Origin of the sequence: Parasalinivibrio latis (assembly GCF_036825535.1) — a bacterium.
Taxonomy (GTDB): Bacteria; Pseudomonadota; Gammaproteobacteria; order Enterobacterales; family Vibrionaceae; genus Parasalinivibrio; species Parasalinivibrio latis.
Window position 1 is genome coordinate 585246 of record NZ_CP098813.1, and the last position, 22163, is coordinate 607408.

17 protein-coding genes and 1 tRNA gene are annotated in these 22163 nt (G+C 47.2%); 7 read left to right on the plus strand and 11 right to left on the minus strand.

Annotated features, from left to right (window positions below; all coding sequences use genetic code 11):
- Positions 1–157: 157 nt before the first annotated feature.
- Together NF212_RS19770 and NF212_RS19775 are read left to right on the plus strand one after the other, a co-directional pair.
- Positions 158–1258, plus strand: a complete 1101-nt coding sequence (locus tag NF212_RS19770; RefSeq protein WP_434362566.1) for a trypsin-like serine peptidase — start codon at positions 158–160, stop codon at positions 1256–1258.
- Positions 1259–1738: 480 nt separating this feature from the next.
- A complete protein-coding gene (locus NF212_RS19775; RefSeq protein WP_434362567.1) occupies positions 1739–3436 on the plus strand; it encodes an L-lactate permease in 1698 nt (565 codons plus the stop codon).
- 58 nt (positions 3437–3494) lie between these two features.
- On the opposite strand, the gene ppsR is transcribed toward NF212_RS19775, so the two are convergent.
- Positions 3495–4328, minus strand: a complete 834-nt coding sequence (gene ppsR, locus NF212_RS19780) for a posphoenolpyruvate synthetase regulatory kinase/phosphorylase PpsR (RefSeq protein ID WP_434362569.1) — start codon at positions 4326–4328, stop codon at positions 3495–3497.
- Positions 4329–4501: 173 nt separating this feature from the next.
- On the opposite strand from ppsR, the gene ppsA reads away from it, so the two are divergent.
- Positions 4502–6874 (plus strand): phosphoenolpyruvate synthase, encoded by a 2373-nt coding sequence (gene ppsA / locus NF212_RS19785; protein ID WP_434362571.1) that lies wholly within the window; start codon positions 4502–4504, stop codon positions 6872–6874.
- A gap of 127 nt (positions 6875–7001) precedes the next feature.
- Positions 7002–8423, plus strand: a complete 1422-nt coding sequence (locus tag NF212_RS19790) for an IS1182 family transposase (RefSeq protein ID WP_434356812.1) — start codon at positions 7002–7004, stop codon at positions 8421–8423.
- 144 nt (positions 8424–8567) lie between these two features.
- Here the strand turns inward: NF212_RS19790 and NF212_RS19795 are convergent, their stop codons facing one another.
- From NF212_RS19795 to NF212_RS19825, 7 genes are all read right to left on the minus strand, one after another.
- A complete protein-coding gene (locus NF212_RS19795) occupies positions 8568–9800 on the minus strand; it encodes a serine hydrolase domain-containing protein (protein ID WP_434362573.1) in 1233 nt (410 codons plus the stop codon).
- Between the two features lie 19 nt (positions 9801–9819).
- Positions 9820–10299, minus strand: coding sequence for a serine hydrolase (locus NF212_RS19800; RefSeq protein ID WP_434362575.1), 480 nt, complete (start codon positions 10297–10299; stop codon positions 9820–9822).
- 121 nt (positions 10300–10420) lie between these two features.
- Positions 10421–10555, minus strand: a complete 135-nt coding sequence (locus tag NF212_RS19805; protein WP_434362576.1) for a hypothetical protein — start codon at positions 10553–10555, stop codon at positions 10421–10423.
- 364 nt (positions 10556–10919) lie between these two features.
- Positions 10920–11010, minus strand: a tRNA-Ser gene (locus NF212_RS19810).
- A 116-nt stretch (positions 11011–11126) separates the two neighbouring features.
- Positions 11127–12059, minus strand: a complete 933-nt coding sequence (locus NF212_RS19815) for an exopolyphosphatase (RefSeq protein WP_434362577.1) — start codon at positions 12057–12059, stop codon at positions 11127–11129.
- A 223-nt stretch (positions 12060–12282) separates the two neighbouring features.
- A complete protein-coding gene (gene ctlX, locus NF212_RS19820) occupies positions 12283–13248 on the minus strand; it encodes a citrulline utilization hydrolase CtlX (RefSeq protein WP_434362578.1) in 966 nt (321 codons plus the stop codon).
- Positions 13249–13476: 228 nt separating this feature from the next.
- Positions 13477–13962, minus strand: a complete 486-nt coding sequence (locus NF212_RS19825) for an Lrp/AsnC family transcriptional regulator (protein ID WP_434362579.1) — start codon at positions 13960–13962, stop codon at positions 13477–13479.
- Between the two features lie 482 nt (positions 13963–14444).
- On the opposite strand from NF212_RS19825, the gene NF212_RS19830 reads away from it, so the two are divergent.
- Complete coding sequence (locus NF212_RS19830; RefSeq protein WP_434362581.1) at positions 14445–15359, plus strand: cation diffusion facilitator family transporter; 915 nt, start codon at positions 14445–14447, stop codon at positions 15357–15359.
- 199 nt (positions 15360–15558) lie between these two features.
- A complete protein-coding gene (locus tag NF212_RS19835) occupies positions 15559–15819 on the plus strand; it encodes a glutathione S-transferase N-terminal domain-containing protein (protein WP_434362582.1) in 261 nt (86 codons plus the stop codon).
- 158 nt (positions 15820–15977) lie between these two features.
- Here the strand turns inward: NF212_RS19835 and NF212_RS19840 are convergent, their stop codons facing one another.
- Positions 15978–16247, minus strand: a complete 270-nt coding sequence (locus tag NF212_RS19840) for a hypothetical protein (RefSeq protein WP_434362584.1) — start codon at positions 16245–16247, stop codon at positions 15978–15980.
- Between the two features lie 256 nt (positions 16248–16503).
- On the opposite strand from NF212_RS19840, the gene yegS reads away from it, so the two are divergent.
- Positions 16504–17448 carry a lipid kinase YegS gene (gene yegS / locus NF212_RS19845; protein ID WP_434362585.1) on the plus strand — a complete coding sequence of 315 codons (945 nt, stop codon included), beginning with the start codon at positions 16504–16506 and terminating at the stop codon, positions 17446–17448.
- A 288-nt stretch (positions 17449–17736) separates the two neighbouring features.
- Here the strand turns inward: yegS and NF212_RS19850 are convergent, their stop codons facing one another.
- A complete protein-coding gene (locus NF212_RS19850) occupies positions 17737–19476 on the minus strand; it encodes a glycoside hydrolase family 35 protein (RefSeq protein ID WP_434362588.1) in 1740 nt (579 codons plus the stop codon).
- A 273-nt stretch (positions 19477–19749) separates the two neighbouring features.
- Positions 19750–21270 carry a sulfatase family protein gene (locus NF212_RS19855; RefSeq protein WP_434362590.1) on the minus strand — a complete coding sequence of 507 codons (1521 nt, stop codon included), beginning with the start codon at positions 21268–21270 and terminating at the stop codon, positions 19750–19752.
- Positions 21271–22163 lie beyond the last annotated feature (893 nt).

Sequence of the window (22163 nt, forward strand, 5' to 3'; positions counted from 1 at the left end):
TTGGCTAGTCCCAGTTGTAAGAAGACCGACATATCGCTTGGTTGCTTTCAATTGCCTGACTTTCTCAACACTGCTTCGGGATAACTGCCGTTCGAATACCACAATTACCTCATGGCTTACCCGGCTTAAATGAGTCGGAAAGATTAGGAGAACAATCATGCCAATGAGCGCAAATAAACACCTTGAGGATTGTGACTGCTGTGAATTGCGCGACGAACTTCACAAACGGGAAACTGAAACCCTGACCGGCCAAAGAACGGCGAAAAACAGCCGGGCTCTGGGCGCTTTCGACACCAAGGCTTTGCTCAAAAAACTCATCGAGAAAGAGCGCGCTGAATATGGCGTAGGGGATCGCAAGCTCGTTTACGGAAATGATGACAGGGAAGACATCTTTCAGGTTACAGACGCGCAGATCCAGAACCAGTCCCGCGCAGTCATGGCGCTGATTGATGCCAGCAAAATCCGGGATAACGGGGACAGCACATCGACGATCCGCACTATGCAGTTTTCACAGGCACAGATGCTTTGCCCAAGTGAGCCGTTCGGCGAGCAGCCTACGGCCCCGCATTGCACCGGGTTTCTCGTCGCACCGGATATCATTGCGACCGCCGGGCATTGTATTAACAACAACGATCTGGCCCGAACCCGCTTTTTCTTCGGCTTTCAGATGATCGACCACAATACACCCAAAGTGATAATCCCAAGTGACGATATTTACCGGGGCATCGAAATTATCGACCGTAAGCTGGAGAATACCGATTCAGACTATGCTTTGGTGCGGCTCGACCGCCCCGTTACGAACAGGCCAATTTTGACTGTTCGCAGAAGCGGGAAAATACCGGATGACAGCAACGTTTATGTTATCGGCCATCCCAGTGGCTTGCCGATGAAGTTCGCTGACGGGGCTTTTGTTCGGGACAACAGCCATTCAATTTTCTTTACCGCTAACCTGGATACCTATGGTGGCAACTCCGGCTCCCCGGTGTTCAATCAGGCAACCGGCGAGGTAGAGGGTATTCTTGTTCGCGGGGATACGGATTTCGTATTCAACGGTTCCTGTCGGGTGTCCAACGTCTGCCCTATTAATGGCTGCCGTGGTGAGGATGTCACACGTGCATCTGAGTTTGTCACAGGGATCCCACAGGTTCCTCCGGTAACGCCACCAGCCTCAAGTAACCTGGCTGACCGGATCAGTGAAATTGAAGACAAACTGGATCAGATTGGGGATGATCTGGCGGATATAAAAAGTCAGTTGTAAAGCGTATCGTATGCCGAGCATAGCAAATGGTCTATGCCCGGCAGCATTTGCCGTCACCACAATCCCGGTTTCAGTGGGGGATAGTTCACATTTTATGTATTCAATATGTGTCCTGTCACAATGGGGAAGAGCCACCTCTCCTTACCGTTATACTCTTTAACCCAGACACTCGGTTACACCTGCCCTTGTTTCTAACCCTTAAGTTTGTAACGGTATTTTTCTGCGCCACTGTCATTGGGGCAGTAATGCCACCGACCGAACACCGGAAATATCCTCTGTCCAATCAGGGCGACATTTATCCATTTTTGGAAAGAATAATTTTCATTATTTCCCTATATCCTCAAAAAAGAAGTCAGTACATTCACCGCAAAATAACAAGATCATCACAACCATTAACCCTCTGAGCTCTGCCTTGTTTGCAGTCCCATTCGGGAAGCTTGGTCCATCACAGGATGGGGAGCTCAAGGACGAGGACACATTATGAATGACACCTTGCTTGCACTGGTCGCCTTTTCCCCGATTGTGGTGGCCGCTATTTTGCTCGTTGGCCTGAACTGGCCTGCCAAGAAAGCCATGCCGGTTGCCTTTGGATTAACCGTAGTTATTGCCCTGTTTGTCTGGGATATGTCTGCCAACCGGGTTATAGCCTCCGTGTTTCAGGGACTTGGCATTACCGTTGCCGTGCTCTGGATTGTTTTCGGCGCCATCTTTTTGCTCAACACCCTTAAACATACCGGTGCCATTACAACCATTCGCAACGGCTTTACCGATATCTCACCAGACCGGCGCGTCCAGGCCATAATCATCGCGTGGTGCTTTGGCTCGTTTATTGAGGGGGCATCCGGCTTTGGGACACCGGCAGCAATTGCTGCACCTTTACTGGTGGCTATCGGCTTTCCTGCACTTGCTGCGGTACTGATGGGCATGATGATCCAGTCAACGCCGGTTTCTTTCGGTGCCGTGGGCACACCTATTCTGGTTGGGGTCAACAAGGGACTGGACACCCACAATATCACGGAAGCCTTGGTTGCCAATGGCTCGAACTGGGACGTTTACCTACAGCAAATCACCACTGGTGTTGCACTCATTCACGCCACTGTCGGTACCCTGATGCCGGTTCTGATGGCAATGATGCTGACCCGCTTCTTCGGCAAGAACAAAAGCTGGACGGAAGGTCTGGATATCCTGCCGTTTGCCCTATTTGCCGGGTTGGCTTTTACCATTCCCTACGCACTTACCGGAGCATTCCTGGGGCCGGAGTTCCCGTCGCTTATTGGTGGCCTAACCGGTCTCGCCATTGTTGTCACTGCAGCGAAAAAAGGGTTCCTGGTACCCAAATCCACCTGGGATTTCCGTCCGGAAAAAGATTGGCCTGCAGAGTGGCTGGGTTCACTGAAAATGGACCTGAGTGACAACGGCAGGAAACCGATGGGGCTGGTACTGGCATGGATGCCCTACGTACTCCTTGCTGCGGTGCTGGTTGCCAGCCGGGTAAGCACAGAATTCAAGTCCGCGTTACAGGGAGTCAGCGTCTCTTTCGCCAATATTCTGGGCGAAAGCGGCATCAGTTCTTCAATTCAGCCCCTCTACCTGCCCGGCGGGATCCTGGTCTTTGTCGCCCTTGTCGCCGTTCTGGCACAGTCACGCAGCGTCAGCCCGGCTTTCAAGGCACTGGGTGAATCCACCAAAACCCTGATAGGAGCCGGCTTTGTTCTGGTGTTTACCATCCCAATGGTACGTATCTTTATCAACTCCGGCGTAAACGGCGCGGAACTTTCCAGCATGCCGGTTACCACCGCCAACTTCGCCGCCGGGCTTGTGGGCGAAGCTTTCCCGATGCTAAGTGCCGCAGTCGGGGCGTTGGGAGCGTTTATCGCCGGGTCAAACACAGTCTCCAACATGATGTTCAGCCAATTCCAGTTTGAAGTGGCACAAACACTCACCATTTCCAGCGTTGTCATTGTCGCCTTGCAGGCAGTGGGGGCAGCCGCAGGAAATATGATTGCCATCCACAACGTTGTTGCAGCTTCCGCCACCGTCGGGCTGCTCGGAAGGGAAGGGGCAACACTGCGCCGGACAGTCCTGCCGACTATCTATTACCTTGTGGCAACAGGACTGATAGGTCTTCTGGTGATCTACGGGTTCAAGGTGACGGATGTACTCATGGTGCGCCCTTAAACCCAGCGATAAAAAAGAGCGGCTGAGCCGCTCTTCTTTGCAAACAAAAGGGAAATGTTTAGAACAACCGGCGCTTTAACCCGGTTTTTTCAAGGATTCGGGTGGTAATTTCTTCCACCGACAGGGATGAGGTATTGATGTACGGGATAGCTTCACGGCGAAACAGTGCTTCTATAGTGGCAACTTCCTGCTCACACTGTTTGCTGCTGGCATACTCGCTGCCGGAGAGGCGATTTTCACGGATTTCAGTCAGGCGTTCGGCATCAATCGTGAGACCGAAAAGCTTATGACGCTGGAATTCAAATTGGGGCAAAAGCCGCATTGTCTTCAAATCTTCTGCAATAAACGGGTAGTTGACCACACGCAGGCCAAACTGCATCGCCATATAAAGGCTGGTTGGTGTTTTTCCGCTTCTCGACACCCCCAGCAAAATAATATCCGCATCATCCAAATCCTTCAGGGAAATGCCGTCATCATGCGCAAGGGTATATTCAATGGCAGAGATACGGTCGAAATAGGTATCCGAGTCTTTACTGACGCTTCGCGAGCGCTGCATTTTAGGCTTGGGTTCTATCTCGGTGTCTTCACTTACCCGCTGGACAATGCTCTCCAGCACATCATAGCAGTGAGCCGGCGCTTCAAGCAGCCGCTCGCGCATGGCCGGAATCACCATGGAAAAGAAAACCAGCGGTTTCACCTGATTTTTATCGTAGGAGTGCTGAATGTGCTTCAGCAGTTCGGTGAGCTTGGCATCGGTTTCTATGAAAGGGAACGTTTTTTCAATTCGCCGGAACGCAAACTGCCCCAGCACAACGTGCCCCAATGTTTCGCAAGTGATGGCGGTGCCGTCGGAAACGTAGAAGACATCCCGGCTTTGATTTTCCATGATCATCTTATAGTTAAGGTTTTAAACATTTTTGATTAGTATGAAAGAAATAATACCGATAACAAAATCAGGCATTCCATTACATCTGCCACAGCTTTGAAAAATCTTTACGATTTTTTTTACGCTGGGACGTAATCGATTGCCAACCCTACAAAGCTGCAATGTTTCTGGAGAAAGACATGCAAAAGAACACCCTCTGGTTCGATAGCCTATCCATGGATGATGTCGACAAAGTCGGCGGCAAGAACGCGTCACTGGGCGAGATGGTTTCCAACCTCGCCAACGCCGGTGTCTCGGTACCCAACGGGTTTGCTACCACTTCTTACGCGTTCAACCAGTTCCTTGATTATGAAGGATTGGATGAGCGCATTCACCAAGTGCTTGATGTGCTGGATGTTGAAGATGTCAATGCCCTGCGAGAAGCAGGTTCAACCATTCGCCAATGGGTTCTTGATGCCCCTTTCCCGGCCGATCTTGAACAGGACATCCGTGACAACTATGCCACCCTGACCGATGGTAACTCTGAGCTTTCCGTTGCGGTCCGTTCATCTGCAACCGCTGAGGACTTACCGGATGCATCATTTGCAGGCCAGCAGGAAACCTTCCTTAATGTGAAAGGTATTGATGCCGTCCTGGAAGCGACCAAACACGTTTTCGCGTCACTGTTTAACGACCGAGCCATCTCGTACCGTGTACACCAGGGCTTTGACCACAGGGGAATTTCACTGTCTGCCGGAATCCAGCGTATGGTTCGCTCAGATTGCGCCGCATCCGGGGTAATGTTCACACTGGATACGGAATCCGGTTTTGATCAGGTGGTGTTTGTCACCTCTGCATGGGGCCTGGGTGAAATGGTGGTCCAGGGTGCCGTTAACCCGGACGAGTTTTATGTACACAAACCACTATTGGAAGCCGGTAACCACGCCATCGTCAAAAAGACCTTTGGCTCTAAGCTCACAAAGATGATTTATGCCGACAGCCAGGTTATCGGTAAGCAGGTGGAGATTGTCGATACGACAGAACAAGAGCGCGGCCAATTCTCACTCAACGACGCAGAAATTGCTGAGCTTGCCAAACAGGCGCTTATCATTGAAAAGCACTACCAGCGACCGATGGATATCGAATGGGCAAAAGACGGAATCGACGGCAAGCTGTATATCGTCCAGGCCCGCCCGGAAACCGTGTGCTCCCAGAAAGCGCAGAATGTCATCGAGCGTTATGAGCTCAACAACAAAGCGGATGTGCTTGTAGAAGGCCGGGCCATCGGTCAGCGGATTGGCAGCGGAACCGTCCGTTTGGTTGCCTCCCTTGATGAAATGTCGCTGGTGCAGGAAGGTGACGTGCTGGTCACTGATATGACCGACCCGGACTGGGAGCCGGTCATGAAAAAAGCGTCGGCCATCATCACTAACCGTGGTGGACGCACCTGCCACGCAGCAATTATTGCCCGCGAACTGGGCATTCCGGCGATTGTCGGCTGTGGTGATGCCACCAGCAGCTTAACCGACGGGGCAGAGGTCACTGCGTCCTGTGCTGAAGGTGAAACCGGCTACGTTTATCAGGGCAAGCTTGAGTTTAATGTCCGACAGTCTGCAGTTGATGAGCTTCCCATTTTGCCCACCAAGGTGATGATGAATGTGGGTAACCCGGATCGCGCTTTCGATTTTGCCCAAATCCCGAATGAAGGTGTGGGCCTTGCCCGCCTCGAATTTATCATCAACAAGATGATCGGTATCCACCCCAAAGCACTCCTTAACTTTGACCAGCAAAGCGAAGAGCTGAAAGCTGAAATCCGTGAACGGATCCGAGGCTACAGTGACCCGGTTGAATTTTACGTCAGCAAACTCACTGAAGGGATTGCCACCATTGGTGCTGCCTTCTGGCCGAAGCGCGTGATCGTCCGGATGTCAGACTTCAAGTCCAACGAGTACAGCAACCTTGTGGGCGGCAAGCACTTTGAACCCCATGAAGAAAACCCGATGCTCGGCTTCCGTGGTGCCTCCCGTTATATCTCACCGGTCTTTGAAGATTGCTTTGAACTGGAAACCCAGGCAATCAAACGTGTGCGCAATGAGATGGGCCTGAAAAACGTCGAAATCATGATCCCGTTTGTCCGTACCACCGGTGAAGCTGCCGAAGTTATTGACCTGCTGGCCAAGTTTGATCTGCGCCGCGGCGATCAGGGACTGAAAGTAATCATGATGTGTGAGCTGCCATCCAACGCTGTACTGGCGAGCGATTTCCTCAATTATTTCGACGGTTTCTCCATCGGCTCGAATGACATGACGCAGCTCACCCTGGGTCTGGACCGGGATTCCGGTGATGTCGCACACCTCTTTGATGAGCGTAACCCCGCCGTCAAAGCCATGCTGAAAATGGCCATTGATGCGGCAACCCGTGCAGGAAAATACGTGGGGATCTGCGGCCAGGGACCATCCGATCACGATGACCTTGCCAAATGGTTAATGGAACAGGGCATCAGCTCAGTTTCGCTGAACCCGGATACGGTAGTGGATACCTGGATGAAACTTGGGCAGGTGAGCGGTAACTAACCCCTCGCCCTACCCCTTTCAGAAAACCTGCCACTTGGCAGGTTTCAGACTGCTGACAAAGCCCTAGCCATTTGGCTGGGGCTTTGATCTAATAAGGGATAAGCAAATCAATCATGGATGTGGTGACATGCTTAAAGACCCTGGCCCTCAACAATATGAAATTGAGATGGTGACACTCGAACAGTTGGTCCCCAAAAACCATCTCGTTCGCAAAATCGATGCTGCCGTCGACTTTGAATTTATCCGCGACGAAGTCGCCCACCTCTATTGCCACAACAATGGCCGCCCTGCGATAGACCCCGTTCGCCTGTTCAAAATCCTGCTCCTTGGCTTCCTCTTCGGCGTCAAAAGTGAACGCCAGCTCGTTAAAGACATCGAGGTCAATATCGCTTACCGCTGGTTCCTGCGGATGTCGCTCACTGAAAAGGTGATTGATGCGTCCACCTTGAGCCAGAACCGCCGCCGTCGCTTCAACGGTACCGATATCTTTGAGCGCCTCTTCATCCGTATCGTCGAACAGGCGATGAACAAAGGCATGGTCGATGGACGCGTCTTGTTTACCGACAGCACTCACCTGAAAGCCAATGCCAACAAACGTAAATACCGTAACGAACGGGTGAAACAAAACGTCAGCGCTTATGCCGAGCTGTTAGATGAAGCGGTTGAAGCTGACCGTGCAGCGGAAGGAAAACGCCCGCTCAAGCCGAAAGATGCTCACATCGAGAAAAACACCAAAGTCAGCACCACCGACCCAGAAAGCGGGTTTATGACACGGGACCAAAAGCCCCAGGGCTTCTTCTACCTTGACCATCGCACCGTCGACGGCAAACACGGCATCATCCTCGACACCCATGTCACGCCGGGCAATGTGAATGACGCCCAACCGTATATCACCCGTCTGGATACCACGTTAGCGCGCTTTACGCTCTCGCCTATCGCCGCCGGGCTTGATGCCGGTTACTTCACCGCTACTATCTGCCATGAACTGGAGCAGCGCCAAATCCTGCCGGTCATGGGATACCGCCGGCCTCACCGTACAAAGAATCCTATCAAGAAAAAGCACTTCCGTTACGACAAAGAGACGGACCGCTATCTCTGTCCTCAGGGGCAGGCACTGGTCTACAAGACCACCAACCGACAAGCTTACCGTGAATATCACTCAAACCCGCAGACATGCAAAACCTGTCCACTGCGTGCTGATTGCACCAAGAGTGAAAACCACAAACGGGTGATAACCCGGCACCTGTTCGAGAAATCGGTTGAGAATGCCAATGCCCTGAGACTGACCACTTGGGGTAAGAAAGTGTACCGACGACGGGCAGAGACGGTGGAGCGAAGCTTCGCGGATGCCAAACAACACCATGGCCATCGCTATGCGAGGTTCCGTGGCCTGTTGAAAGTACAAATCCAGTGCTTCCTGGCCGCAGCGGCACAGAACATCAAAAAGATAGCCCTGATGGAGGCTTATCTTCGCAAAATTGGGCTCAATGCGCGCCAAATAGTCCAGAGAGTGATGCAATTTAGCGTCTATGGGCTAAAAGCGGCCTGAACATAACAATATGGAAAAATAGCGCGATCGCGGCCTTCGGCCGCTAACAAAAGAAAACCCCGCTTGAAAAAGCGGGGTTAGTCAGCAATCTGAAACCTGCCACTTGGCAGGTTTTTTTTGCTCTTTGAGTCCCGATAGGCGCCATCAGTAAAGCAGCCCTGATTTCTCAGCATCGTCTGTTTTTGGAATATATCGGCTGTCTGGTATCCCGACTGACGGCAACACATAATCTACCAGTAACTCAAACGGGAAGTTTTCATCCTGCCCGATATATGCGCCGGACGTCATCACAAATACGAGGTTCAGTTCAGGAACAATGAACATTTCCTGGCCGCCGGACCCTCTCATACCGGCAATATCCAACGTCTTACCGTTTGCAGCAATCAAAGGAAACCACCAGTTGTGGCCATATTGAATTGTTTTGTCTTTCCAGAATTTTCCCTTGGGTACCCGGCTTTCTTCCGCCCATGCAGTTGAAAAGATACGCTCACCTCTCCACATACCTTCATTCAGGTATAGTACCCCCAGTTTCGCCAAATCGCGGGATCTCAGGTACAAGCCCGACGACCCCAAATAATCTCCGGTAATCTCATGCGAAAACCAGTCATAGTTGGTTATCCCAAGCGGTCCGAACAACGCATCTTCAGCATATTCCCTGAGCGTCATCCCTGTAACCTGCTCAACCACTCCGCCAAGTAAAACACTCATGGCTCCCTGGTAAACATAGTGCTCTCCCGGGGAACCGCTGACACCCTTGTTCAGGATGTACTCATACGGATCGCGGGAAAGCCACATTTTCATCGCGTCACTATCAATCTCGCCCCACTCTTTCCAATCAAAGCCACTGTTAAAATCCAGTGCATTTTCTAGTGTTATCGCCTTTTTCTGTTCTGCATCCGGGTAATTTTCAGACTGATAATAGCTGAACAACTGAACATCCTTGCTTTCAAGCTTCCCTTTAAACAGCAGGTTACCGATCAACGTTGACGTCACTGTTTTGGTAATGGAGCGCATTTGATGAAAGGTATCGGGGGCAGGAGGAAAGTATACTGGCATCGGTGTACCATCTTTCGAACTTCTTACCGGGTAGTATTGTTCAAAAACCAATTTCCCATTGCGGACAATGAGTAAAGACTGGACCTTTTTTGTTTTACGGAGCGTCACATAAGCATGGAGATCGGCAAGAGGTTGGGGAGCCAACCCCTCCTCCCCCGGCAAACTCACATCCCAATCGGCTTGAGTGGATTCCTGAGTCCAGTTGAAATCATCCGTTTCAGGTTTAGGCGGAAATAAAACGATGTAAACAACAAATGCAGATATCAATAGCAACATCGGTGCTATTAACATGCTTTGTTTATTTGGGATTATTTCTTCCATTCCGATACCACCTTATCGCTCAGTTTGATCTACTGAAGGCACACAGTTTTTTGATTAGATGGTTCCTGACGTCGAAATCTACAAAGAAGTTATTGATCAGCAGGACAACACCATTTCCGGTTTTCGGATCGACCATGACTCTGGAAAGAATTCCAGGCCCGCCACCGTCATGCCCCCAGAAAGTGCCATAACCCGGAACATTAAAATCAAACCACCCCAACCCGATAGCACTGCCGGTCATAGGATCTTGGCGAACCACTTTCCAAATATCTTCGACAGTTTCTTTTTTTAACAATCCCTTTCCGCTTTGGTATTGAGGGAGAAACGATTGGACAAACGTTGCAATTGCTGTGACCGATGCTCCCAGTAAGCCCGCTGAATTAAATGGTGAAAAATAGCTGCAATCATCCAGGGCATAGTACGTTTTTCGGCCATTCATCTGACTGACCTTCTTACTCATATACCCGCGATCGTGCATGCTCTTGGTATACACAGCCATAACTGGTGCCCGTGGGCTGTTTTTCGATTCATATTCATGCTGTTATATATTTCTTACATGATATTTTTGACCAGGATTTACACCTAAATATTTCACTGTAAAAAATTAATAAGTTGTTTTTTTAACAACGCATATCACCAAAAATTGCATCAACAAAATCATCAATTTCATTTAACTGATAATAAGCATGTGTTTTGTCACGTAAAAACGCCATATATAAACCAGAAATATAGATATAATCGTATTTATTAGACATCTACGACTCAAAGTGCCACATCTCTCGCATACGAATTAATATAATTTCACAGTAAATTATATTTATGAGAGCCGGAACGAAGAAATAATGAGTAGCGTTTTAGTGAAAATTTTCGTCTGGAAAATATTTATTGAATGAGTAGCAGCTAACGCCTTTTATAAAAAGCATCAGAGTAGGAAGGATGGGGGCAATAGATAGCAAAAAGGCCACTGATTACTCAGTGGCCCTTTCTAATGTGGCGGAGAGATAGGGATTGACGCAGTCGCTTCGCTCGGCTGAACCCAATCTAGGCTTCTGCACCCTATCTCTGATGTGGCAATAGATAGCAAAAAGGCCACTGATTACTCAGTGGCCTTTTCTAATGTGGCGGAGAGATAGGGATTTGAACCCTAGAACGGCTATTAACCGTTGCCGGTTTTCAAGACCGGTGCTTTCAACCACTCAGCCATCTCTCCGCAAGTGCGGCGAATATTAGCGGCGAACGTTGAGGGTGTAAAGCCATTTTGGAGCACTTGGCGTCCAACCGGTCACAGCTTAGTCAAGGTGATCAACTTTCAGGCTGACTGCGCATTCAGCCATCAGTATTGATTCTGGCAATCAGCTTGTGAAGTGTCTCTTTCGCCTTATCGTTATCTACCTGGCAGGTTCCTGCCGCATGGTGACCGCCACCCCCGAACTCAAGCATCAATTCGCCCACATTGGTATTGGAAGTCCGGTTAAAGATTGATTTACCCGTTGCAAATACCGTGTTTTGTTGTTTGAGGCCCCAAAGTATATGGATTGAGATATTGCACTGAGGATACATGGCATAAATCTCAAAACGGTTACCTGCCCAGATGACTTCTTCATCCCGCAAATCCAACACAATCAGGTTGCCATAAATCGTTGAGCAGCGGTTAAGCTGGTCATGGAATTTCAACCGGTGCTCACGGAATATTTCCACGCGCTCCTGTACGTCTTCCAACAACAGGATGTCTGAAATATCCATGTCCTTACAGTAATCAATCAGCTCCATCATAAGCTGGTAGTTGGAGATCCGGAATTCGCGGAATCGACCCAAACCTGTACGCGCATCCATGAGGAAGTTAAGTAAGTTCCAGCCTTCCGGGTAAAGGACTTCATCACGATTGAAGTTGGCAGAATCCCCTTTATCAACCGCATCCATCATTTCGTCCCATTTTGCCGGGAAAGCTTTATGACCGCCGAAATGCTTCCACACTACACGGGCTGCAGAAGGTGCCTCGCCGTCAATGATGTGGTTTTCAGCACGTTCTTTGTTGCGGATAAGCTCTGATGCATGGTGGTCAAAAGAAAGATAGGCATCAGGAACATAAGGAAGGTTGGTGGTGATATCATTTTCTGTGATCTCAACCTTTCCATCTTGCATGTCTTTGGGATGCACAAAGGTGATGTCGTTGACTAGGTCGAGATGTTTTAGCAGTACAGCACAAACGAGGCCATCAAAGTCACTGCGGGTGACGAGGCGGTATCCTTTTTGTTGCATGGTGCAATTCCTGTCCTGGATATAAGATAAGCGACTCAGTTCCTATAAGTTGAGTCTACCTGCATATGCACAGGAATGTGTGTGATATCAGTAGTTGATATGCAATTTTGTGAGTGCTGTTGTCAGCCCCATGAAGGAAAGTGAGCTCTCTCGCAATCAAAAAAAGGGCGAAAATATCGCCCTGAAGAGATGGAACACATGGAGAGTTAAGGGATAACCTGAATCATGCTTTCGGCAAAAACAGTTCCGCCAACATACAGCGGACACTGCCCCCACCAATGGTTTCAATGGTTGTTACATCGAAAGGCATTAGGGTGCCGTGCTGCGAAAGCTGCTTTTTCTGTTCATGGGTAAAAGCCTTGAAAGCAGATAAAGACATAGCAATGAACTTTTCACCCACATTATTTTCAAGCTGAAGTACATTGCCGCAGAATTTACCCATCTGCTCTTCACTGATCGCAATCACGGTTTTATCTGACAACTCAGCCATCACGGCAGCGTGATCGACAGGGTGAATGATATCCTCACAAATCACCGCAAAACGCTCGCCCACAGCCATCATGACATTGGTATGGTATACCGGGCCGCCGGAGCTTAGCTCTGTATTAAAGGCCACGACTTGGTATCCGGTCAGCCTTGCCCACTGATGCAACAGCTCTGCATCACATCGCTGGGAGAGCGCGGCGTACACTTTACGGTTGATGTGATCCATCACCATCACCCCGGTGCTTTCCAGAAACGCAATCGGATCGGCCAGGTTGCCAACTTCCATTACGCGGTTAGTGCGAAATCCATTTAATGCAAACAGCGACAGCAGGTTTTCAGGGCGTATTTCCATTCTGCGGTTCGGGCAGGCCATGGGATAGAAATACAAATCACCATTTGGATGGGTACTGAACCAGTTGTTGGGAAACACAGCGTCGGGGGTATCCTGCTCACCTGGAGTGTAATCCATAACCAGAGCATTAATGCCCTGAAACCGGAGTTCTTCCACCATAGTATTGAACTCGCTCATAGCACGGCGGCGAATTTCAGTGTCACCGAGGGAGACTTTGTTCTGGAATGCATTGTCTTCACTGGTTTCAGTGTTAAACCGGAAATCTATGGGTGGGACCATGACCACTGCATTTGCATTCTGGTGGGAGCAGCGTTCCGTACCAAATAGAGCATCATCAAAAACCAGAGCCATACATTCACCTTATTATTACTGCGCCATTAACAACCCGGCAACATGTGGTTATGTAGGTAATTGTAGTAGCACGAAAAGATAAGATTCACTGAATGTCGTGGCATTACATCCACTCACCAGTGAATCTTCTGTATGGATTTAAGATCGACAGTGAATATACCTGTCAATGAAGACATGTAAGGAAAAGAAACCTGCTTTTGCCAAAATAGGTAGGCAATATACCGAAAGTTATAGTAACAATGGGTCAATGCCTTTCGAGCGTTTGTGCTCGGCAACGACTATTTCACTGCGGGTTTGAATCACACCGGGAAGCTCCCCCAATTTCACTGACATGAACCTTTGGTATTCTTTGATATCCCTTACACGGATTTTGATCATGCAGTCAAAATCTCCGGAAAGGGAATAACACTCTTCCACCTCAGGCATCAATGCCGCCTCTTTGGCAAAGCGTTCAAAGATCGAAAAATTGGTCTGGTCCAGCCGGATATGGATAAATACCTGCATTTCAAAACCAAGCTTTTCTGCAGAAAGCTCAGCCCGGTACCCCGATATATAACCTTCCCTCTCAAGACGTTTTACCCGGTCGGAGCAAGGTGTCGTAGTTAAATGAACCAGTTTCGCCAACTCCACAATCGGCATACGGCCATGAGATTGGAGAATGCGGAGAATATCGATATCAATGCGGTCCAGCGTATTTACATCCTTGCCTGCCATGTTGCCATCCAGTGTTTCAAGTCCTCTTTTAACAACAACATAAAACCCTGGTTTTCGCAACGTAGCCCCCGCATATTCACTTTATGCGCGCTCAGAAATACGCCAGCCTGGCTCCACTTTGTGCAATCTGTGGTATACTCCTGCCCAGGTTAATAAAATCAAACGTTAACCTTATCGGCCACAAAGTGGTGAAAGGGGTTGAGGCCAAAACCAACGCCCCGGAAGTTTCATCCGACCCGTCCCCCTTTGTGTCTCATTGCTTGCTTAGGCAATTTTCGCCGGAACAAGCCTGCAATCAGACTATCCAGAGAGAATGTCACTTTTCGAGCGGTACTGTGGCATTTGACCGATGCAGATCTCATCTAATCAATTCAATGACTTACTCATGTCATAATTGTGATACAAACTGAGGTCTACCCAGCCGTCATACATGTTATGACGCATTACGATGAAAAAATTTTCCACAACAATAGGAGGAATGTATGGCTGACAGCCGTCGAATCAGTAGGGAAAAGCTCGCGCTTCGTTTGTCGCTTGCAGGTACAGTACTTATGGCCTCAAGTGGCCTGGGCATTGGCCTTTTCGTAAATTCAAATGCAATTGTTCTTGATGGATTGTTTTCTTTGCTCAGTATGGGCATGACAGGGCTTTCTCTTTATGCGGCGCACCTCGTTACCCGCCCTGACGATGAACATTTCCAGTTTGGTTACTCTCACCTTGAACCACTGATAACGGTTCTCAATGGTGTTGTTATTCTTGCGGTATGTGGCTTTGCCTTTTACTCAGGCATCAGTGCCATGTTCACTGGCGGTAATCCCATTGATCTGAGCTCAGCCCTGACTTACGCCATCCTATCGACAGCAATTTGCTTCGGTATCTTCTTCACCGAACGCTACATTGCCAAAGAAGTGGACTCCGAACTCGTCCGCGTCGACTCACAGGAGTGGCTGGTAGACGGCATTCTCAGTGCCACTATCCTGGTGGGTTTTATTTTCGTTGTCTTGCTCGACAAATTGGGTTACTCCCAGTGGAATTCCTATGTGGACCCAATTCTGGTATCCGCACTGGCTATAGCTGCGTCGACACTGCCAATCAGTGTGCTGCGTAAGAACTTAAAAGAAGTATTGCTGATCACCCCAGACAATAAAACCAAACGCCGGGTTGAAACCTCGATTGAGCAGATTGCCGAGCGCTACCAGTTTGCAGACTACAGCTGCCACTTTGTAAAAACCGGCCGCCGCTATGATTTGGAAATCAATATCCTGATTGATGAGTCCAACCATTGGCCATTGGAACGACAGGACTTCGTCCGCCAGGTGATACACGACAAGATTGTCCGCCGCCTCGGCGATACCTGGTTGTCGGTCAGCTTCACCACCAAAGAGAAGTGGTTGTAAGCTATTAGGGTATATTGACATCGAGCCCGCCAATTTAGCGGGCTCTTTTGTTAGGAATACCCATGACCATCAATACCCAGCGCCAAAAATCTCTCCGCCTCAACCACATCTATCCACTTCAAATTATTTGAGTTATGAATTTTTTTTCGATTCGCTCAGGTCTATGCTTTTACGACTTAGTGACAAACCAGAGAATAAAATGACACACGCTACAACCTACCAGCTCTATCACAAAGAATATTGCCCATACTGCCGCAAAGTTCGTGCAGCGATGCAGAAGATGAACCTTCATATCCCGCTTGTGGATGTCGGTCGGGATTTTGAAGCATGGAATGAACTGAACCAGAAAGGCGGTAAAGGCATGGTTCCCTGCCTGAGAATGGAAAAGCCTGACGGTTCAGTAGAGTGGATGTACGAATCAGATGACATCATTCACTTTCTGAGAAAGGAATTTGCTTGATCAGCCAAATCCTGCACGATAATCCGGGGCCGCGGTTTTAACTGCGGCTTGGTTAGAAGATTTTTTTAGTATGGGACATTTTAAATAGGATGAACGCATTCCCATTTATTTGTTTTAGCCCCCCTCAGTTTTCTCTCCTCCGCTAACCCCCTTCCAACTCAGCGCAATTTCCTCAGCTCATAACCTTGATTTTCAATACAACGCACAGCATCCACGTACGCTTCAAACACATCACGAAACGGGATGGAACCAGGATTGGCGATAGCATGTGCTGCGCCATCAATGTGGCACGCTTTGCCAATGGTGGCAATTTCCTCATTCGATGCAATTTGCCCATCCTGCGTGTACCACGCAAATGGAGACTTTTCTGTTTGCGGATGCTCACATCCAACAAGGAACAACGTCATCGCGAACAAAAGATACTTCATAGTGATACACCGTCATGAATAAGGAGAGGCTGGCCTTTGGCAAGGCAGTGGCCCACTGACAATGCCATGGTTAATACGAATTAATTTAGACCCAAAGGCAGCAACAGAATGCGTGTGAGATCAGAATATTACCACCAAACACAAATTGCTGAATATCTGGTCAGTCCCTGAAGTACCAATATATCGAATATGAGGCGGCAAGGGCTTCCTGTCCCATGCTTAACTGCATCAAGGTAAAAACGGATGGAGAGTGGGGATGGATAACCAGCATGTGGCAAAAAAGCTGCGGATCTTGCTCAATGGGAAAAAAGCCGGACAGGAAGACGTCCGGCAGGCAATTGACAAAGCCAGGGAGCATGGCCTTGTTGACGTGCGGGTAACTTGGGAAGGAGGTGATATAGCCCGCCTGGTGAAAGAAGCGGTTTCAGAGCAAGTCGAAAGGCTGGTCGTTGCGGGTGGTGACGGCTCAGTCAATGAGATGGTCAATGCGCTAATGGCGATCGACAAGGCTTCCCGTCCCGCTTGGGGTATCATGCCTCTGGGTACAGCGAACGATTTCGCCACCGCATGCGAAATCCCGGCTGATTTATTCGAAGCTCTTCGGTTAGCACAGGCGGGTGATGCTTACCCAGTCGACTGTATCAGGGCGAATGAGCACTACTTTATGAATGTAGCCAGTGGAGGGTTTGGTGCGCAGGTTACCGTGAATACCCCACCGGCACTTAAAAACTTTCTCGGCGGCGGTGCATACACCCTTTCCGGCGTCGTACAGGCACTCAAGTTTTCACCATTTGCAGGCACTGTGACGTTTCCCGATGGTACAACACAGAGTGACAGCGTTATCGTCGCAGCGGTCTGCAATGGCTCCCAGGCCGGAGGAGGACAAATCCTGGCAGCAGATGCGAAAATCAATGATGGTCTTATGCGGTTAATGGCACTCAGTGAGTTTCCGCTGGACCAGCTCAATACCGTCGTTGAAGAACTTCAAAAAGGTGAAGATGGGAAGTACGTACACAAACACCATCTTTCATCTGTTACCTGGCAAACAGACAAGGGCATGCCTATTAACCTCGATGGTGAGCCCCTGCATTACGGTAACAACATTGTTTTTGAGGTTAAACATCTTGCGGTGAATCTGGTTTTACCGCCGCAATGCCCATTATTGGTAAAAGCGGCAGGTCCAATAGATGGCAGTATTTGACGCAATAATTGAAAGTTGAAATTCACTTACGTTAAGAGGGATACGAGCCTCTACATTTCATTTGCCGGGTGTAAGAGGGCACATAGTTGGTGCTAGGCTTGCGACTGGTTTCATCGATTTTCATGCCCGTATCTGCGTCCTTGAGGTGGTTTGGGTATATAGACCAACTCTTGTACTTAATGAGGTTCTCGTTATTGTTGAGGTGGCACACCACACTCTATAGCATTAAAAAACCATCGCTTTAGGCGATGGTTTGGAAGTAACAATGAAATATGGAATCAATATAGACTAACGCTCTGGCAAACCAATATCTGTAAGCAGTGGAGAATTCCCTATTTTATCAGTCTCAAACAGGACAAGTTCATTCGTTCCCTCATGGATAATCGAAGAGGGTATATAGAGCTTGTTCTGTGGCCCTATTTCCCAATAGCGTCCAAGGTTGAAGCCATTTACATACGCAACGCCTTTTCCCCAACCGTCTAACTTTAAGAAAAGGTCTTGAATATCTGAAACATTAAATTCAAATTGGAGATATGCCGGTATATGATTTTTTTCTTGCTCACAATCCACCAATGATGGTAATTCTGTTGGTAGTAAAAAGTGTTCCCAATTCAGTATCTCTGTTTGCCCGACCCACACAGAACCAATTATACCCTTACGGTCAGCAAGTAGCTTCCCATAATTAATACGGCCTTGGTTTTCGACTAATATTGATAGTCTATGGCTATCTTTGCTGATTTTAATTATTGGAGAGACAGGATCATTTCTTTCTGTAACCACAAGTAACTCATCATCCAAAAATATATGCCCCCTGTCATGAACTTGCACATCTAGTTCATAGGTTCCAGGTGGGAGAACAAGATCTGTTGAATACAACACGTATCCTCGGGAATGTCCCAGCCTTTCCATATTTTGTGGAGCGATTGTTTGTATGTGAGATATTCTATTTAATAATGACCCAAATAATGGAAAAGCTGTCATATTTCCAGCATAAATTTCCTGAGGTGTTACTTCAGGATTGGACAGGGCTTTTGTTTTCGCTCCATGTTTTTTAAGTACCTGTTGAACAGCAAGATATTTTTGAGTGATACGGCCGGCTTCGTCCAACGGAGCGTCGTAGTCGTAGCTGGTTGTCGTTGGTTGGTGTTTCCCGGTTTCACTTGAGTTTGCGCCACTCCAAAATTCGAAATTGGTGCCACCATGCGCCATATAAATGTTTACGTGACCACCTAAAGTTAAAATTTCATCAAGTGACTCAGCTGAAGAAGAAGCGGAACGAATATGGTGCTCTTCTCCCCAATGGTCAAACCAGCCTATCCAGTACTCCATACACATAAATGGACCGTCTTCGTATTTTTGTGTGACGGTGTATGCTTCAGCTGCTTTTGACCCAAAATTTGCGGTTTTCCAAACGCCATCTAATGTGCCATTTGCCATCATATAATCAGTTGGACCATCACTGGTGAAAAGCAACCCTTCGTAACCCAGACTACGAATTTTGGATTTTAATTCTCCCAAGTACACTTTATCTTGGCCGTAACTGCCATATTCATTTTCTACCTGAACAGCAATAATAGGTCCTCCATTTTCAGCAGCAAATGGAAGTACCCTTGGAAATAAATCAGAAAAATACCTATTGACCGCCCTCATATAACTGTCATTGGCACATCGCAAGTGTAAGTCAGGGTCGTTTAAAAGCCATGCAGGTAAACCGCCGAACTCCCACTCTGCACAGATGTAAGGACCAGGTCTGAGAATCACATGCAAATCCAAGCGCTGAGCTATCGTTAAAAAGGAAACAATATCACCAAGCCCTTCGTACTTGAAAACACCCTCTTCCTCTTCATGTAAATTCCATGGAACATATGTTTCAATACAATTAAGTCCCATTGCTTTTAATTTTTTCAAACGGTCTTCCCATTGCTTGGGATGCGTTCTAAAATAATGCATTGCCCCCGAGAAAATGCGAAAGGGTTGACCATCCAACAATAATTTATCACCTTGTATTGTCAGCATTGATTTTTTCATTTCAAGCTCCAAATTTCCATATCAGAAAGGAATTAATCTCATCAAAATCCATATGTTTTTTTTGATCAAATAATACCTGTATATAAGTCTATCCATACCTACTTACTGGAGGAGATATAATTTGCACTAACTTTGAGTTACAACATCTTGACAATCCACGAATACAACATGATCGTGTTCTTCAATTTCTGGACCCATTTGTGTGACATCTACTGCACTAAGATTTTCTAACCCTGTTTAATGCAAGCTTATCCGTATTTATCTTCAACAAATCTATGCATAGGAAATTCGATTTTTAGACGATTTACCAGTTTCAACTTTCATAGTCAAAATCTTAGCGATAAGTTCAGATTTTTTCGATTGAAGTTCCGGCTGTTCCCAAAGATTTATTTTTTCCCTTGGATCTGAAGAAAGATCATAAAGTTCACCGAAACTTTCCCACGCATACCATGTGAGCTTCCAGTTGCCCTCAACGACAGTTTTACATACTAATGAATGCCAATTTTGAATGGTTTCAACGAAAACAGCTCTGTCATCTGTCACCGTTTCAGTGAGAATATCTTTTCCATCGATGTTTTCGCTGTCACGGGAGAGCCCGGCAGCATTTAAACACACAGGCATTAAGTCAACCATTGAAACCACAGCTTTGCCATTATCTGGTTTAACCGCCATCCCCTTGGGTGGTTTAATCATTAGCGGAATACGAGCTATTTGATCATAATGAAATGGACCCTTCATCCAAAGTCCATGATCACCCAGTAATTCTCCATGATCAGTCGTCACAATAATGAGTGTATCATCAAATAAATTCCGAGATTCTAACTCTGCCCATAAACGTTGAAGTTCAGCATCTATGATGCCAACCATTGAATAGTAGTTAGCTCTTCCTAATGCCGCTGCCGAGTTACTAACCTTTCGAAAATCATAACCTACCCCTTGTCCCGAGATTGGGAATTCAGGTCCAGGGAAACGCGAGCCATCAAGTTTTCCTTCCCGGGCCAAATTGAAATGAGGCGGTTTGTCTTCCAATTCTCCTTCTACAAAATCAGGACAGGGAACCCTATCAGGTGTGACCGTAGGTGAGCAGTCCATCGGTATCGCATGTGGATGATGAGGATCTTGATAACTTACAAACAGGAAAAACGGATCCTCGCTTCCTTCTACATTGTCTAGAAAATCTAGTGCGCTTTTTGTTGTCCATACTGAATTGTGGTACTCAAGCGGGAGTGTAGACAGGTAGGGTTCTCCTCCAAACTTTTCGTCACTTAACGGTGCGAGAACCTTAAATTGTTCGATTTCATTCTCCGTAAAGGTTTCCCGAAGCCATGAACCATAATGTCCTGTCATTCCGGAATTAACGTGTCCTAATGCAAGCCTGACATGATCAAACCCATAGTATGGACCAACCCAATCCCCATATCCTTTTTCGAAACCCTCGATCGATTCCTGGCTCATATCCGGTGGTGCCAAATATGCTTCGAGGTGAGCTTTGCCAATCAGACCTGTTTGGTAACCAGCTTTCCCTAACTGATGTTGAATCATTTCCACGTCATCGCAGGTATTAACCCCAATATTCCACACACTGTGACGGGAAACATATTGACCCGAAAGTAACGATACTCGACTTGGCGTACATACGGCACTTGTACAATATGCACGCTCATATTTGATACCTTCATCAGCGATTCGATCAAACCCAGGTGTGCTAACGAAGTCGCTCCCATAGCAACTAAGCGTATCGGTTCGCTGTTGGTCTGTACAAACGATGATGATATTTGGTCTTTTATTCTTCATTTCATTCCACCTAAAGTATTCCTTTAACAATCATAGTTAAAATATTGGAATTGGATCAGGAGAAGCTCAGGAGTAAAAATTACTTTTCTATATGCCTTATGACGTCACAGTCTGAAATTTAAAAAAGTTAAACATTATATTTTAGACCTATCTTTCCGAGAAGGTTCACTGAAGAAATTGTTTACGCCAATAAGGAAACGCATTACCCCAGGGAAACATTTATGCCTTTATTCAAGACGAAGTTTCTCAGGTGTAAGAGGCGCGCAAGTTACTTATTCCATCACGTAGAACAACCATTTAAAACACAGAGACTCTCATTCCAACATTGTGTTCATCATAGTTTAATCGACAATGTAAAACACTAAAATTTCGATCAATAACCATTATATTTCAAAGCATGATTTTCCCTAGAACTCATATCAACACCATTAAATATCTCAATGAAACAACACAATTTCAAGGGCTGAACAAATACGATTATTACTTTGATGCCCAACAATTCACAACAAAATGAAAGTACATAAAATTGTGCATTTATTGCACCTATATGCATTCACTTCCAAGCAAAATGGAACCGTTTACACTAACATGTCATATTAGTCATTGAATATTAGATAGAATTGCTTATTAAAACCCTTATTAATCGACATGGTAACGTTTACATTTACAGGCAAACAAATAATCATAACGAAACGTAACCAATAATTTATAAACCTTCACCTTTCGATATCCACTATTTCATCACACATATAAAGTTTTAGAACTGTGACCCACACTTTATTTTTTAATGTGCGCAGCGTACAAAAGCCCAAAATACAATTTGTATGGAACGGTATTTTTTACTAAAGGAACTTACGAAAACACCAATTCTGGAAAATGATAATTATTTTGTA

Coding starts and splice junctions, on each gene's coding strand:
- NF212_RS19770 (WP_434362566.1), top strand. CDS start 158: ATGCCAATGAGCGCAAATAAACACCTTGAGGATTGTGACTGCTGTGAA.
- NF212_RS19775 (WP_434362567.1), top strand. CDS start 1,739: ATGAATGACACCTTGCTTGCACTGGTCGCCTTTTCCCCGATTGTGGTG.
- ppsR (WP_434362569.1), bottom strand. CDS start 4,328: ATGATCATGGAAAATCAAAGCCGGGATGTCTTCTACGTTTCCGACGGC.
- ppsA (WP_434362571.1), top strand. CDS start 4,502: ATGCAAAAGAACACCCTCTGGTTCGATAGCCTATCCATGGATGATGTC.
- NF212_RS19790 (WP_434356812.1), top strand. CDS start 7,002: ATGCTTAAAGACCCTGGCCCTCAACAATATGAAATTGAGATGGTGACA.
- NF212_RS19795 (WP_434362573.1), bottom strand. CDS start 9,800: ATGGAAGAAATAATCCCAAATAAACAAAGCATGTTAATAGCACCGATG.
- NF212_RS19800 (WP_434362575.1), bottom strand. CDS start 10,299: ATGGCTGTGTATACCAAGAGCATGCACGATCGCGGGTATATGAGTAAG.
- NF212_RS19805 (WP_434362576.1), bottom strand. CDS start 10,555: ATGTCTAATAAATACGATTATATCTATATTTCTGGTTTATATATGGCG.
- NF212_RS19815 (WP_434362577.1), bottom strand. CDS start 12,059: ATGCAACAAAAAGGATACCGCCTCGTCACCCGCAGTGACTTTGATGGC.
- ctlX (WP_434362578.1), bottom strand. CDS start 13,248: ATGGCTCTGGTTTTTGATGATGCTCTATTTGGTACGGAACGCTGCTCC.
- NF212_RS19825 (WP_434362579.1), bottom strand. CDS start 13,962: ATGGCAGGCAAGGATGTAAATACGCTGGACCGCATTGATATCGATATT.
- NF212_RS19830 (WP_434362581.1), top strand. CDS start 14,445: ATGGCTGACAGCCGTCGAATCAGTAGGGAAAAGCTCGCGCTTCGTTTG.
- NF212_RS19835 (WP_434362582.1), top strand. CDS start 15,559: ATGACACACGCTACAACCTACCAGCTCTATCACAAAGAATATTGCCCA.
- NF212_RS19840 (WP_434362584.1), bottom strand. CDS start 16,247: ATGAAGTATCTTTTGTTCGCGATGACGTTGTTCCTTGTTGGATGTGAG.
- yegS (WP_434362585.1), top strand. CDS start 16,504: ATGGATAACCAGCATGTGGCAAAAAAGCTGCGGATCTTGCTCAATGGG.
- NF212_RS19850 (WP_434362588.1), bottom strand. CDS start 19,476: ATGAAAAAATCAATGCTGACAATACAAGGTGATAAATTATTGTTGGAT.
- NF212_RS19855 (WP_434362590.1), bottom strand. CDS start 21,270: ATGAAGAATAAAAGACCAAATATCATCATCGTTTGTACAGACCAACAG.